Below are 15,087 nucleotides of genomic sequence, written 5' to 3'. Positions count from 1 at the left end.
GTAGGAGGAAAAGAAATGCTAAATAAAATAATTTTAATTACTGGTGGTACAGGTTCGTGGGGACATGAACTTATAAAACAATTATTAGAAAAATCACCGAAAGAAATTAGAGTTTTTTCAAGAAATGAAACGGTTCAGTTTGAAATGCAGCAACAGTTTATAAATGATGATAGATTAAAATTTATTATTGGAGATATTCGTGATAAAGATCAACTAGTCTATGCATGCCAAGGTGTCCATTATGTATTCCATCTTGCAGCTTTAAAACATGTTCCAGTATGTGAGTATTATCCTTATGAAGCTATAAAAACAAATATACATGGTACACAAAATGTAATTGAAGCATCTATACAGATGCAAGTTGAGAAAGTTATATATGTTTCAACGGATAAAGCAGCCGATCCATCAAATACGTATGGGATGACAAAAGCAATTGGTGAGAAGTTGATGGTGCATGCGAATATGCAAACGAAGAAAACAAAATTCATTTGTGTTCGTGGTGGAAATGTTTTGGGGACGAGCGGAAGTGTGGTACCACTCTTTAAAAAACAAATTAAAAAATCTTTACAAGTAGGGATTACTGATGCAAGTATGACTAGATTTTTCTTAACGATTGAAGATGCTGTTGGATTGTTATTTAAAGCCGTATATCAAGGTAGAGGTGGGGAAATCTTTGTTATGAAAATGCCGGCATGTAAAATAACAGATTTAGCAGAAGTGTTAATTGAAGATTCGAAAAAGGAAAACGTGAAGGTAAAAGAAGTAGGGATAAGACCGGGTGAAAAATTAAGTGAAATGCTTTTATCTGAGGTAGAGAGTAAAACAAGTATAAGTTTTGATCAAAATTATTTTGTGGTACTACCGACTATTCCTATAGAAGGACTGCAAGAATATTATGCTAGCTATCCGCTTGTGGATGTGAAGAGTTTTAGTTCTCAACAAGACTTACTTACAAAACACGAGGTGAAACAAATGTTATTAAAAGGAGGGTTTTTACGATGAAAAAAAATGCGAGTCTTTTAATAACTGGTGCAAATGGTTTCACAGGACGCCATGCTTGCCAATATTTTTTAGAGCAGGGCTTTCATGTAATTCCTATGTTTCAAAATCGTGCACATAGAGAAATAATTGGGAATGGTATTACTTGTAATTTAACTAATAAGAGCGAAGTAATGAAGGTAATGAAACAAATAAAGCCAGATTATGTATTGCATTTAGCAGGAAAGAATTCGGTCATAGAGTCTTGGACAGCTGCTCTTGAATATGTAGAGGTTAATGTAATAGGGACGTTATATTTATTAGAAGCAATTAAGCAAGAAGTACCTCACTGTAGAACATTGGTTATAGGATCTGCTTTGCAAGCAGATAGTATGAGCAATATAAAAATTTCAAATCCATATAGTTTAAGTAAAACGATGCAAGTCATTATTGCAGAGGTGTGGAGTGAATTAATGAATTCAAATATTATCATTGCAAAGCCCTCGAATTTAATTGGTCCAGGAATATCGAATGGTATTTGTTCTATTCTTGCAAAAAAAATGATAACTATAGAGTCGAATAAAAGTGAAGCAATTATTGAAGTAAACAGTTTGAAAGATAGTAGGGATTTTCTAGATGTACGTGATGCGGTTAAAGCGTATCATGTGTTATTGCGCGATGGAATAAATGGAAAACAATATAATATTGGATCAGGGATAAAACGGTCTTTATTAGATGTAATAGAACAATACAAAGAATTAACACAGCTGAGTTTTTCCATAAAAGAAGCAGAGCATAGTGGAAGCGAATCAAATGAGAGTTTAGTAATAGAGGATATAAAAAGGTTAGGTTGGGTCCCAGAAATTCAATTCCATCAATCATTAAAAGATGTACTCGAGTATGCGAAGTGTAGTGAAATCTGCATTCAATGAAAAATGAAAAGGGTGTAAGAAATATATGAATGGCTATAAAACAATAGATAATCAAAATACGCTATTTCTTTTAATTGTTGATACGCTGGACTGGAAAGATGAGGAAGAGCATGTTTTGTGTATCTATGAGGCGATAAATAAATGTCAAGCCTATGTGGAAGGTAAAAAGGGTGATAGGAAAAATCCAGTAATAGGTACAGGAACTAGGCCTGTAATTCAAGTCTTTGCTCAGTATGAATGTAGTGAGTATGGAAATGATTTTTATGATCTTATTAAAGATTTTTTGCAAGATATAGGGTTTGAGCTAAATGTTTATATAAATAATAGTAAGTTTACTTACATTTAATAGATTAGTATAAAACAAGATTTTTAATGATAAAGGTGGATATAAATTATGAATAAAAAGATTCTCTTTACTGGGGGCGGTACAGCCGGACACGTAATGATTAATATGGTATTGATTCCTAAATTTATGGAAAAAGGATGGGGAATTGAGTATATTGGATCTCAAAATGGAATTGAAAAACTATTAGTTCAAAATGTGAAATACAATAGTATTTCAACGGGGAAGCTTAGGAGATATTGGGATTGGGAGAACTTTAAAGATCCTTTTAAAATAATAAAAGGTTGCATACAAAGTTATAAATTGATGAAACGAATAAAACCAGATGTTGTTTTTTCGGCAGGAGGATTTGTGTCCGTTCCTGTAGTAATAGGAGCGTGGATGAATAAAGTACCTGTAATAATACGTGAACCAGATAGTACGTTAGGATTAGCAAATAAAATAGCATTACCTTTTACTACAAAACTATGCACAACATTTCCTCAGACAGGAGAAAATGTAAGTAATGAGAAGAAGGTTTATGTAGGACCAATTGTAAGGGAAGAAATTGAGAGGGGCAATGTATTGCGGGGAAGAAGCTATTGTAAATTTCAGCAAGATAAACCAGTATTGTTAATTATGGGTGGGAGTCAAGGTGCTCAATGGATAAATGATATGGTAAGGGGAAGTTTGGAAAAATTACTATTAAATTTTAATATTGTTCATATGTGCGGTAAAGGGAAGATAGATTTATCTATTGGCATGGAAGGTTATATGCAATTCGAGTATATAGGCGACGAGTTGCCGCATGTACTAAATATGGCGAGTGTTGTAGTTTCTAGAGCAGGTTCTACTGCTATTTCTGAATTGCTATTTTTGAAGAAACCGATGTTGCTTATCCCGTTAACTAACAGTGCTAGTAGGGGAGATCAAGTTTTAAATGCTGAATATTTTTCTCGGCAAGGATATGCGGAAGTTATAATCCAGGACAGAATAAATACGAATGTATTCATACATGCAGTAAATAAGTTGTATACAAATAAGGAGAGATATATTCAAAACATGAATGGATATAAGAAAACAAATGATGAGGGGATTCATCAATTAATAGATATAATAAATGAAGTGGTGAAGGAATAGAAATTTAAATAAAAAAACAAAAGGAAAGAAGATATCTTCTTTCCTTTTTACTATAGTTGTTCAAATTCATTATTACTTATCCATATTAGCAATATACTATAGGTGAATACCAATTTCTAATAGCTCAGTAAATGCATGAGTATGGATAGGTTTACTATAATAGTAACCTTGAATAAACTGACATTTATTTTTTTGAAGGAAATTCACATGTTCTTTCGTTTCTACACCTTCTGCAATGACAGACATTTCTAATGTATGTGCTAATGTGATAATCGTTTTAATAATTTCCATTCCATCTTCACACGTTTCAGACATTGTAATAAATTCTCTTGGGATTTTTAACGTATCTATTGGATATAAAGGTAAATACGCTAGTGAAGAATAACCTGTACCAAAGTCGTCGATTGAAATGTGAACTCCTAAACCCTTTAGTGTGCGGAGCTTTATCAATGTTTCTCGCTCATCCATCATTGCAATGCGCTCTGTTAATTCAAGGTCGAGAGAACTTGCCGGTAAGCCTGTAGTTGCTAATGTAGAAGAAATAGACTTTACAAAATCTTCTTGTTCAAATTCTTTAGCAGATAAGTTTACACCAATTTTTAAATGAGAATATCCGAGTGTGTGCCAACGTTTCATTTGCTCACAAGCCTGCTGCAATGTCCATTTTCCTATTGGAATAATTTGTAGTGTTTCTTCAGCAATCGGAATAAATTCATATGGAGAAATAACGCCTAATTCAGGATGATTCCACCTGATTAGAGCTTCTGCACCGATAATTTTATTAGATTCACTATCAACTTGAGGTTGATACAAAAGGAACAATTCTTCATTTTGTATTGCGTTTGTTAAATCTTTTTCTAATCGTAATCGTCTTTCAATTTTTTTAGCGATTACATCGTCATAAATAGAGACAGAGTTAAGCTCTTTTGCCTTTGCATCATACATTGCAACATTAGCGTTTTTCAAAAGTGTAGCGGTATCGATTCCGGAATGTGGATAAATAGCGATGCCGATACTAAGTGATAAAGTTAATGTATGCTCATGTATGACAAACGGTTTTTCCATGCATTCAAATAACTGGTTGCATAAATCGAATAAGGAATCTTCGTCAGTATAGTTTTCAATTAAGATTGTAAATTCATCGCCACCGATTCTTGACAGATGAGTATGTGATGGAAGACATGATTGGAATCGCTTCGCTACTTCTTCTAATATGTGATCTCCTGCCGAATGTCCAAGTGTATCGTTAATTGCTTTAAAGCGATCTAAATCTAAGTATAATAATGCGAACTCACTGTCTGTTGTATTAGCATTTTTTATAACTCTTTTTAATTTCTTATGGAAAAAGGCACGGTTCCCAATTTTCGTTACCGTATCATGGAATGCTAAATACTTTATTTCTTCTTGTTGCTTTTTTAGTGCGGTAATATCTTTTACCATAATATAACTTCCTGAAATTTGTCCGTCTATTATAATAGGGACGATGGTAACGTATAAAAAATAAGTAAAACCATCTTTATATTTAGAACTTAGTTGTAAGTATGCCGATTCTTGTTGTTTCACCTTTTCTAATGCAGATGTTAGTTTATGTTTGTCTTCATCTAAAATAATCGAAAAACAAGTTTCACCGAGTAACTCATCTGTTGGTGCTCCAAGTAGTATACTTCCGGCTTGATTTACATTTAAGAATACGCCATGTAAATCAATTGTAAAAATAGGATCAGGGTGATATTCATATAACGATTTAAACTTTTGTTGTTTTTGAGATAGAGCCTCTGACTTATGAACTAAATCAGAAGTCCGTAAAGTCACCTTTTCTTCTAGTTGTGCATTGAATGCCTGTAAACGTTTTGTTAGGGAATTGTTTTGCATACGTACAATAGAATGACGAATGAGTACGAAAATAAAAGTAATACAATTTCCTGTAATGAGAGTTGAGGATGATGTTTGTTCTTTTAATGTAAACCCGATTAGTATTGCAACAGCAAGATAGGGAAATACAACTAAAGCCTTTTTTCCTATTATAGGGTTAACAATGAAATAATTTTTATGGCTATTAGAAATAGATCCAGCTATTGCAATAAATAATATAGGTATTCTATATAAAAGACGTAATAATGTTATAGTTTCAGTTGCTAAATGGTTATTTAAGTAAAAATAAATATAGTTAAAAGTTGCAGAACTTATCAATACAAAAATAAAGATATAAATCTTCCGTTTAGAATTAAAAATTGTCGGACGGAAAAAGAGACTAAAGCCTAGTAGAAGAAACAATAAATCTGCAATTGGATATAGAAATGAAAGGAAAACATCGCCTAGTGAAAGAGAGAATATATTTAAATTTGGTTGATTAAATAAATACCACTCTAATGTGAATATGGAAGTAAGTACTATACATATATCACAAATAAAGAACGCTTTTTCCCATTTATCGCATTCTTTTAAAATTTTATAACTGAAAGCGATAAGACAAAAGAGTAGAAAAAACATGTAAAATACATCAGAAATAGTAAAACGATGTATTGGAATTTCGAAGAAGCTATCTTGATATGTATATACTATTTTACCTAATAAAAAACTCCCAATTGCTATCGTGATACATATCCAAAACGGATTTGAACTGACTTTTTTAGAATATATAGAATAAATTAGTGATACAAATGTAATGGCTTCAACGATAAGTGAAGCGAAGCGTACATCCGAATTTGAAAAATGAGTAGGGAACAGATAAAAAAATATAAAATAGATTGAATAGCATATTAATGTTCCGATTAATATACACAGTTGTAAATTTTTATTTAATTTCAATAAAATCACCTTCTTTAATTATGCACTATATTCGTAATATCTACACATAATAATATTACTTAAAAATTGTATCAGATTTCCTTGTGAAAATCTTGTTTATAAGGAAAGTATTGAAGAGTTTAATACTTCTTAAAATTAAAAAAATATTGCGTTTGATAGTATGTATTGCATCAAGATTTTAAATAGAAATTGTATATTTAGTCATCCTTTGAATTTTAAAGGTTTTTTAGTGATTTGCAAGTGGAGATGCAAAATTGCATATAAAATGATGAGAATCCTCTTTCTAGCTGATCTTTTGATTGTTATAGGCTATTTTAAGTAAGATTTTCATTTTTAATCTGAAAATTAACATTTGTAAAAATGTTACAAAAGGATATAAAATAAGAACGTGTATTCTTACAGAGTGGATTGTATTTTTACTAAATAGGGAGGACTTTTTATGTTATGGCGAATTAAAGATGCGGAAATATACTATGAAATTGTTGGAGAGGGGAAACCAGTCATTATTATACATGGCTGTGCGCCGGATCATAGGTTAATGATGAAATGTATGGAATCAGTATTTCAAAAATATGAAGGTTATCAACGAATATATATTGATTTACCTGGAATGGGAAAGTCGAACGCTCCAGATTGGATAAATAGTTCAGATCATATATTAGAAGTGATAACTATATTTATTGAAGAAATCATTCCAAAGAAAGATTTTTTACTAGTAGGAGAGTCTTTCGGCGGATATTTAGCTAGAGGGATACTTTCAAAAATGGTTGAGAGAGTCAATGGATTATTATTAATATGTCCTGTGGTTGTTGCACTGCAAAAAGAAAGACGTTTACCGGATAAACAGATAATTGTACAAGATAAGGAGTTTTTAAATACGTTAACTTCTACCGAAAGAAAAGAATTTAGCGAGTTAGCAGTGGTAGCAAATGAATATACATATAAGCGATTTAAAGAAGAAATTAAGCCGGGGTTAGATGTTGCTAATTATGAATTTATTGAAAGATTGCAAAAAAATTATTCTCTTACTATGGAGTTTCACCGAAAAAAATATGAGAAACCCGTTCTTTTATTAGCAGGAAGACAAGATATATCGGTAGGTTATCGAGATATTATAGAAATTATTGAAGATTATCCAAGAGCAACATTAGCGGTGCTTGATATGGCGGGACATAATTTGCAAATTGAACAGCCTGAACTATTCGAGAGTTTAGTAGGAGAATGGATTACACGAACAAAACAACAAAATTTATAAAAAACGAATGAATATTTTCAAGGAGGAAGTATGAATACATATATTTATATGGTTAGGCACGGTGAATCATCAAAATTAGAAGGAAGTGAAAGAACACGTGGTTTAACTGAAAAGGGAAGTTTAGACACTCATAGAGTAACAGACATATTAAAAACAGAGGGAATCGATACTTTCATTTCAAGTCCATATACGAGAGCTGTGTTAACGATAGAAAAAACAGCCAATTTCTATGAAAAAGAAATATTAATATATGAAAACCTTAAAGAGTGTATATTTTCCAGTGGGGATCAAGTTATATCAGATAAAGAGGTGTATCCGCTTGTAAAGAAGATGTTCTCTAATCCTGACTTTGCACTCATGGAAGGAGAGTCATATAAGGATTGTCAGAGACGGGTAGTGAAAGTGTTAAAGGAAATATTAATGGATTTTCAAGGACAAAAAATTGTAATTGGCACACATGGGCTTGTAATGACACTCATGATGAATTATTTTGATAAGCAATACGGGTTTGAATTTTTAATACATACATCAAAGCCTGACATATATAAGTTGGAATTTAATGATGAACAATTATTGAATGTAGAAAAATTATGGATAGGAGAATGAAACTGAATATATGGAGTGTGTTTTAATTCGTAATTATAAAATATACTTTTTTTATAGAAAGCATTTTTATCAACTATTTTTAGAATCTTAAATCAATAAGTAATTATTCAATTTCTGAATAATATAATTGGAAGTTGGTTTAAGGAAACAATTTTAAATTTGACAAAACTCCAAACGCTGGATTTATATTCAATTGGAGAAAAAGATGTAGAATTTTGTCTTACGGTCTCCGTTTACTTTTCATTTCATTACATATAGGCTTTGTGGTGTAAGGGGGGGGAATCACCTTTACACAAAATTTATAAGGAGGACATTGTAATGAAAAAGATTAAAAAGTTTGCGGGAGTAGCTTTAGCAGGTACGATTGGATTAAGTGGACTACTGTTTTTAGAACCAAGTGTAAGCGCTGCGGAAACAAAGCAGGTGAAAGAAGGAAATTTCAATGCAATTGATGTAACGATGAATCAAAGTGAATTTTATGTATTGAGTGGTAGAAGTATTGATATTCTTTCTGGAGATAAAGAAGCAATTCGGTTAAATAATTACACAATTCGTTTTAGTAAACCAGGGAAGTATGTAATTAAAGTAAATGGTTGTATTTATGACGATGTATATACTTTTATTGTAAATGAGTAGTATATATTCTGAAATTGTGAGATGAAAAAAGAAACACCCTATTTGCGGTGAGAATCGTAAATAGGGTGAATACTTTGTATTAAGTTGTAGTTTAAATATGTTCATTAACTTTCTCTTTGTTATGTAAAGTATGTAAGAGGGTTTGAAACATCTTAAATGATTGCTGAAAGATGGGACTTTGAATAAAGGTGTAAAGAAAAGTTACGATGAAAACAGGACCTCCTAGCATAAATCCAATAACTAGTACAACACATTCTACTATAATTCTAGCACGGCTAATAGATAGCCCTGTTTTGTCGGAAATAGTAAGCATGAATCCATCTCGAGGGCCAGCACCAATCCCAGCCGCAACATACATCCCTCCCCCAATACCTGTAATTGCAATACCAGCAAATAAAATAAGTAAGTTTATCCATAAATAATTACTAGCGTTTGGAAGGATATTTGATTGTAAGAAAAAGTCCATAATGGGACCGATAAGTAGTGCATTTAAAAATGTACCCACATTTATATATTTTCGATCTACTAGTAAAGAAATGAGAACGAGACATAATCCACATATGACACTCCACGTACCAATGGTCCACCCAAACCTTTGGTAGAGAGCCATGTTTAAAACTTCCCAAGGGTGTAAACCGAGAAATTTAACTTTGACTGCAAGGGCATTTCCAAGGCCGAAAAAAATTAATCCTAAGAAAAAAAGAAAATAGCGAAAGAGAGTTAGCCTCATCTTTAAAACCTCCTATATTGTATAATTATGTATATTACATGTAAGAGTTTTGATGTACAAATATTACGACTTTTTAGCTGCTATTTAAAATTGCTAAAATACAAATGAAATATATATTCGCAGTCAAAAAAGTTAAAATATTTCGTTTTAAGGATTATAATAGAACGAGAAACATAAAAGGGAGTGAATGAGTTTGAAACAAGAACTTATTGAAAGATTTACGAGATATGTAAAGATTGATACACAATCAAATGAAGAAAGTCATACAGTACCAACAACACCTGGACAAATTGAGTTTGGTAAGTTATTAGTGGAAGAGTTAAAAGAGATTGGCTTAACAGAAGTAACAATGGATGATAATGGGTATGTAATGGCAACACTTCCTGCTAATACGGATAAGGATGTGCCAGTAATCGGCTTTTTAGCACATTTAGATACGGCAACAGACTTTACAGGTAAAAACGTAAAACCACAAATTCATGAAAATTTTGATGGCAATGCGATTACGTTAAATGAAGAGCTAAATGTTGTGTTAACGCCAGAACAGTTTCCAGAATTACCATCATATAAAGGACATACGATTATTACAACGGATGGTACGACACTTCTAGGAGCAGATGATAAAGCTGGTCTGACTGAAATTATGGTTGCAATGAACTATTTAATACATAATCCGCAAATTAAACATGGGAAAATAAGAGTAGCATTTACGCCGGATGAAGAAATTGGTCGTGGGCCGGCACATTTTGATGTAGAAGCGTTTGGTGCATCATGTGCTTATACGATGGATGGAGGTCCATTAGGTGGTTTAGAGTATGAAAGCTTTAATGCTGCAGGTGCTAAGTTAACGTTTAACGGAACGAATACACATCCTGGAACAGCGAAAAATAAAATGCGTAACGCAATTAAACTTGCTATGGAGTTTAATGGGCACTTACCAGTAGAAGAGGCACCAGAAAATACAGAGGGTTATGAAGGATTCTATCATTTACTTTCTTTAAATGGTGATGTTGAGCAAAGTAAAGCGTATTATATTATTCGAGATTTTGATCGTGAAAATTTTGAGGCGCGTAAACATAACGTTGAAAATATTGTGAAGCAAATGCAAGAGAAGTATGGACAAAATGCAGTCGTTTTAGAAATGAATGATCAATACTATAACATGCTTGAAAAAATCGAACCAGTGAGAGAAATTGTTGATATTGCATATGAAGCGATGAAAAGTTTAAATATCGAACCAAACATTCATCCGATTCGTGGTGGAACAGATGGATCACAATTATCGTATATGGGATTACCGACGCCGAATATTTTCACTGGTGGTGAAAACTACCACGGTAAATTTGAGTATGTTTCGGTGGATACGATGGAAAAAGCTGTTCAAGTTATTGTGGAAATCGCAAGACGATTCGAAGAACAAGCTTAAAAAAGAACCAAGTAGTGCGGATGCGCTAATTGGTTTTTTAGTATAATACTCGCCACAAATAAAAAGTGGCGTAAGACTCCCAGTTGGTCCAATTTGCCGCAAAATCTTTTATTTCCTGTTTAGTCGGTTTACTTTCAGAGCCTGTTATATATTTAATTGCATTGTGCAAGCCAACATCGTCAATGGGAAAAGCGGAAGGAAATCGTAAGCAGCGCATTAAAACATAGTTGGCAGTCCACGGTCCTATACCATGTATAGCAGTTAATTGTTTTTCAGCTTGTTGCACATCTTGTATTTGCAATAAAGATTCTTTTGATAATTTTCCTTCTGTAATAAGCTTTGCAATACCTATTACATATTCGCATTTTCTAGTCGTCATTTTTAAGTTTTTGAGATCCTCTACATGTAAATTGGCAATCGTTTCAGGAGAAGGAAATATCCAATGTTTTCTATCGTTCCATTCTACATAATTTCCAAAGTGTTCGACTAATCTTCTTTTTAGTGTATAAGCATATGTGAGATTAATTTGCTGACCGATAATTCCCCAGGAAAGTGCTTCAAATAAGTCTGGAATACCTAAAGTACGAAGCCCATAATATTGTTCAATTGGTCCTTGAAGGAGTACATCATGTTTAGCTAATGAATAAAAAGGAGCTAAATCAGTAGTTAAATCAAACCACTCTTTTACATAGTGAGCTACAGCTTCGCATATCGATTCTTCAGATGTATATGATTTTTCTAAAAAACGTATTTGAATATTATCATCCGAGTTCATACTAATTTCAACTAAAGGATGTACATCGTGAACAGGGATAACTTTATAAATTTTGTTATCTTCAATGTGAAACATACATTCATTGTTAGAACGTGATAGATAGCGTAAATTTTCTTGGAAACTAAATTCTGTTGGAACTGCTAAAGTTAATGGGCTAGTATATTTTGCTGTCATATGCATTCTACCTGAGACTTTTCTAATGTAAGCAACACTTTCTTCATTTCTAATCCGCCCCTAAAACCGGTTAGTTTACCATTCTTTCCAATAACACGATGGCAAGGAATTGTAATGAGAAGAGGGTTGGCAGCAATAGCAGTAGCAACGGCACGCACAGCAGTAGGTTTTTGCATTCTTTCGGCAATCTCTGAATAAGAATATGTCTTTCCATAAGGAATTTCACGTACCGTATTCCAAACAGATAATTGAAAATCAGTTCCGTAAGCATCGATAGGGAATGTAAAAGTTTCTCGTTTACTTTCTAAATACTCGATAACTTCTTTCGTATATGATTGTAGATAATCTGGATTACATGCCAATATATGTTGTGGCAATTTCTTTCTAGCCCATATATTTAGTTCTTCAAATTTTTCATCTTGTGATCCAATGAAGCATAGTCCATTTTCAGTTGCAGCAATATGAAACTGCCAATTTTCATGTGTAAGTAGCGTCCAATATATAAATTTATTTTTGGAGGAATTCATTATTGTATCCTTCTTTCATTTCGTTCTTTTTTCGATATTCAGTAGGAGTAAATCCGGTATTCTTTTTAAATAAAGTTGCGAAATACTCAGGGTTTTCTATCCCGATAGCAGTACTAATTTCTTTAATGGATTGATTTGTTTGTAATAGCTGTTCTGCCGCTTTAACAATCCGGAATTGTTGTATATATTCTATTGGGCTTATTCCTGTCATTTTTTTGAAAGTACGTTGTAAATGAAATGGGCTACCATGGCACATTTCAGCAAGTATGTCGAGAGTTAATAACTCATCAAAGTGTTTCTCGATATAATCTTTAATTTGTTCTACCCACTCTTCATTAGGTAAAGTGATTCCGTTTGGCTTACAACGTTTGCACGGGCGAAAGTTTTCGCTTAATGCTTGCTCTGCATGATGAAAAATTCGTACATTGTTTCTATTCGGTATTCTTGATTTGCATGACGGCCTGCAAAAGATTCCGGTTGATTTCACAGCATAAAAGAATTTACTATCATAGGAAGAATCATTATGAATAATTGCTTGCCAATGCTCATTTGTTAACGTAATCCCTTCATTGTGCAAAGAACATCACCTCTGAAATTAGTATAACCTGAATAAAGTGCGTATGTATGTATTCACAAATGTAAGAGCAAGATTACAAAGGTGAAAATATGATTGTTTTTCTATTTTGTGATAGCATGAAATTTGAAAGTGAACATCAAGAGGAGGACTATAGGTGAAGTTAATTTCGTGGAATGTAAATGGTTTGCGAGCAGTTATCGCAAAAGGTGGATTTTTAGAATATCTTGAGGAATCAAATGCTGATATATTTTGTTTACAAGAGATTAAATTACAAGATGGGCAAATTGATTTGAATCCAGAGGGATATTATACATACTGGAATTATGCTGTGAAAAAAGGTTATTCAGGAACGGCTATTTTTTCGAAAAAAGAACCGCTATCTGTAACATACGGTTTAGGAATTGAAGAGCATGATCAAGAAGGACGAGTTATTACTTTAGAATTCGAAGATTTTTACATGATAACGTTATATACACCAAACTCAAAACGAGGATTAGAACGATTAGATTACAGAATGAAATGGGAAGATGATTTCAGGGCTTATATTAAGCAATTAGATGAAAAAAAGCCCGTTGTTTTTTGCGGTGATTTAAACGTTGCTCATAAAGAAATCGATTTAAAAAATCCAAAAAGTAATCGTAAAAACCCTGGATTCTCTGATGAGGAACGAGAGAAATTCACATGTATTTTAGAAGAAGGATTTATTGATACGTATCGTTATCTGTATCCTGATCAGGAAGGTGCATATTCGTGGTGGTCGTATCGTATGGGAGCGAGAGCAAAAAATATTGGATGGCGTTTAGATTATTTTGTTGTTTCGGAAAGAATGAAAGACAAAATAACAGAGGCGAAAATTAATAGTGAAGTGATGGGATCAGACCATTGCCCAGTGGAATTACATATAAATTTCTAAAAAAAGAAGTATCTTCCTAAGATTAGGCGGATACTTCTTTTTTATTCAGTTTGTTAAAATTTTTCAAATCTTTCTTGAAATAATTGCATATTAAATATATACTTAGTAACGATAATCATTATCAATGAAAAGTGTTATCAATAGATGAGGTGTAAAAGAATTATAGTTTAGGGGAAGTGAACGAGAATGAGTTCTGGATAGAATTATTAATCTAATGAAATATATATGTGAGACAAGTTTCATATAGTTAAATTTTATTGAGAATATAGTTTGAGAATTCGAGAGGAGTTATATAAAGATGAACAAGAAGTTATTTACTTTAGGGATGGTTACAGTTTTAAGTGTAGGACTAGCAGCATGCAATAGTACGGATAAAAATTCAGGAGAACAAAAGCAACAGACAAAAGCTACGGAAACGAAAAAAGACGAAAAAAGAAAAATTACATATTTAGGTAAAGAATATACAGTACCAGCAAAAGTAGATAAAATTGCGACAGCTAGTTTAGAGTCAATGGAAGATGCAGCGGTACTTGGTATTAAGCCGGTAGGTGCCATTACTGTTGGTGGTAAATTACCGAAGTATCTTGAAAAAGATTTAGAGGGTGCGAAATCTGTTGGCGAGAAAATGCAACCAAATTTTGAAACATTACTACAATTAAAGCCAGACGTTATTACATCAAGTACAAAATTCCCAGCAGAAACAGCTGAAAAGTTTACGAAAGTAGCTCCGACATTCCCAGTATCACATGTTTCAACAGATTGGGAAGATAACTTAAAGTTAATGGGAGAATTAACTGGTAAAAAAGATAAAGCAGAAAAAATTATTAAAGATTACAATGCAGATGCTGAAAAAGCAAAAGCAAAACTAGGAGATAAGTTAAAAGACAAAAAAGTACTTGTCATTAGACTAAGAGCAAACGAATTATTCCTATATCCAGAAGGAGTATACTTCAACCCTGTCATTTATAAAGATCTTGGGCTAACTGCTCCAGAACAACTTAAAGCTGTAAAAGCACAAGAGAAAATTTCATTTGAAAAACTTGCTGAACTTAACCCAGATTATATTTTCTTACAATATGAGGCAAGTGAAAATAAAAATCCGAAAGTGCTAGAAGAAATTGAAAGCAATCCAATTTGGCAAAGTATGAATGCTGCGAAGGAAAAGAAAGTATTTGTAAACGTTGTAGACCCAATGGCACAAGGTGGTACAGCTTGGAGTAAAACAGTATTCTTAAAAGAAGCAGTAAAAAATTTATCTAAATAATACAATAAGTAAGGTGCGTTGAAT

15 protein-coding genes are annotated in these 15,087 nt (G+C 32.6%); 10 read left to right on the top strand and 5 right to left on the bottom strand.

The window, feature by feature from the left end; genetic code table 11:
* Window positions 1-15: 15 nt before the first annotated feature.
* From ACLBWW_RS00235 to ACLBWW_RS00220, 4 genes are read left to right on the top strand one after another with little or no spacing between them, the layout of a single operon-like run.
* Window positions 16-1,002, top strand: a complete 987-nt coding sequence (locus ACLBWW_RS00235; protein WP_048545904.1) for a UDP-N-acetylglucosamine 4,6-dehydratase family protein — start codon at window positions 16-18, stop codon at window positions 1,000-1,002.
* A complete protein-coding gene (locus ACLBWW_RS00230) occupies window positions 999-1,910 on the top strand; it encodes an NAD-dependent epimerase/dehydratase family protein (protein WP_048545902.1) in 912 nt (303 codons plus the stop codon). Before ACLBWW_RS00235 ends, ACLBWW_RS00230 begins: the two co-directional genes overlap by 4 nt.
* Before the next feature lie 25 nt (window positions 1,911-1,935).
* Complete coding sequence (locus tag ACLBWW_RS00225) at window positions 1,936-2,256, top strand: DUF6572 domain-containing protein (RefSeq protein ID WP_048545900.1); 321 nt, start codon at window positions 1,936-1,938, stop codon at window positions 2,254-2,256.
* Window positions 2,257-2,304: 48 nt separating this feature from the next.
* On the top strand, window positions 2,305-3,372 hold the full coding sequence (locus ACLBWW_RS00220) for an undecaprenyldiphospho-muramoylpentapeptide beta-N-acetylglucosaminyltransferase (RefSeq protein ID WP_098633749.1): 1,068 nt from the start codon (window positions 2,305-2,307) through the stop codon (window positions 3,370-3,372).
* A gap of 96 nt (window positions 3,373-3,468) precedes the next feature.
* Here the strand turns inward: ACLBWW_RS00220 and ACLBWW_RS00215 are convergent, their stop codons facing one another.
* Window positions 3,469-6,180, bottom strand: coding sequence for an EAL domain-containing protein (locus ACLBWW_RS00215; protein ID WP_447613884.1), 2,712 nt, complete (start codon window positions 6,178-6,180; stop codon window positions 3,469-3,471).
* Window positions 6,181-6,619: 439 nt separating this feature from the next.
* Between ACLBWW_RS00215 and ACLBWW_RS00210 the strand changes: the two genes are divergently transcribed.
* From ACLBWW_RS00210 to ACLBWW_RS00200, 3 genes are all read left to right on the top strand, one after another.
* The gene (locus ACLBWW_RS00210) at window positions 6,620-7,435 is read left to right on the top strand and encodes an alpha/beta fold hydrolase (protein WP_098068873.1); all 816 of its coding nucleotides are present in this window, start codon (window positions 6,620-6,622) and stop codon (window positions 7,433-7,435) included.
* A 30-nt stretch (window positions 7,436-7,465) separates the two neighbouring features.
* A complete protein-coding gene (locus ACLBWW_RS00205) occupies window positions 7,466-8,041 on the top strand; it encodes a histidine phosphatase family protein (protein ID WP_098068874.1) in 576 nt (191 codons plus the stop codon).
* Window positions 8,042-8,359: 318 nt separating this feature from the next.
* Window positions 8,360-8,677, top strand: coding sequence for a hypothetical protein (locus tag ACLBWW_RS00200; protein ID WP_048545891.1), 318 nt, complete (start codon window positions 8,360-8,362; stop codon window positions 8,675-8,677).
* A gap of 91 nt (window positions 8,678-8,768) precedes the next feature.
* On the opposite strand, the gene ACLBWW_RS00195 is transcribed toward ACLBWW_RS00200, so the two are convergent.
* Window positions 8,769-9,407 (bottom strand): YczE/YyaS/YitT family protein, encoded by a 639-nt coding sequence (locus ACLBWW_RS00195; RefSeq protein ID WP_048545890.1) that lies wholly within the window; start codon window positions 9,405-9,407, stop codon window positions 8,769-8,771.
* 193 nt (window positions 9,408-9,600) lie between these two features.
* Between ACLBWW_RS00195 and pepT the strand changes: the two genes are divergently transcribed.
* Window positions 9,601-10,833 carry a peptidase T gene (gene pepT / locus ACLBWW_RS00190; protein ID WP_098048817.1) on the top strand — a complete coding sequence of 411 codons (1,233 nt, stop codon included), beginning with the start codon at window positions 9,601-9,603 and terminating at the stop codon, window positions 10,831-10,833.
* 37 nt (window positions 10,834-10,870) lie between these two features.
* On the opposite strand, the gene ACLBWW_RS00185 is transcribed toward pepT, so the two are convergent.
* Genes ACLBWW_RS00185 through ACLBWW_RS00175 form a run of 3 tightly spaced genes read right to left on the bottom strand, consistent with a single transcriptional unit; the run spans window position 10,871 to window position 12,886 of the window.
* Window positions 10,871-11,782, bottom strand: a complete 912-nt coding sequence (locus ACLBWW_RS00185; RefSeq protein WP_048545886.1) for a DNA-3-methyladenine glycosylase family protein — start codon at window positions 11,780-11,782, stop codon at window positions 10,871-10,873.
* Entirely contained in the window at window positions 11,779-12,309 is a 531-nt protein-coding gene (locus tag ACLBWW_RS00180) for a methylated-DNA--[protein]-cysteine S-methyltransferase (protein ID WP_048545884.1), read from the bottom strand. The genes ACLBWW_RS00185 and ACLBWW_RS00180 overlap by 4 nt, the downstream gene beginning before the upstream one ends.
* Entirely contained in the window at window positions 12,290-12,886 is a 597-nt protein-coding gene (locus tag ACLBWW_RS00175) for a bifunctional transcriptional activator/DNA repair enzyme AdaA (protein WP_098068876.1), read from the bottom strand. Before ACLBWW_RS00175 ends, ACLBWW_RS00180 begins: the two co-directional genes overlap by 20 nt.
* A gap of 154 nt (window positions 12,887-13,040) precedes the next feature.
* Between ACLBWW_RS00175 and ACLBWW_RS00170 the strand changes: the two genes are divergently transcribed.
* Both ACLBWW_RS00170 and ACLBWW_RS00165 read left to right on the top strand, forming a co-directional pair.
* Window positions 13,041-13,799: an exodeoxyribonuclease III gene (locus tag ACLBWW_RS00170; protein ID WP_048545879.1), complete on the top strand. Its 759-nt coding sequence runs from the start codon at window positions 13,041-13,043 to the stop codon at window positions 13,797-13,799.
* Between the two features lie 298 nt (window positions 13,800-14,097).
* Window positions 14,098-15,063, top strand: a complete 966-nt coding sequence (locus ACLBWW_RS00165) for an iron-hydroxamate ABC transporter substrate-binding protein (protein ID WP_447613883.1) — start codon at window positions 14,098-14,100, stop codon at window positions 15,061-15,063.
* Window positions 15,064-15,087 lie beyond the last annotated feature (24 nt).

The organism is Bacillus sp. M5A3_1b, from assembly GCF_053345335.1.
Note: the sequence above shows the minus strand (reverse complement) of the source record. Positions and strands in the feature narration are given on the sequence as shown.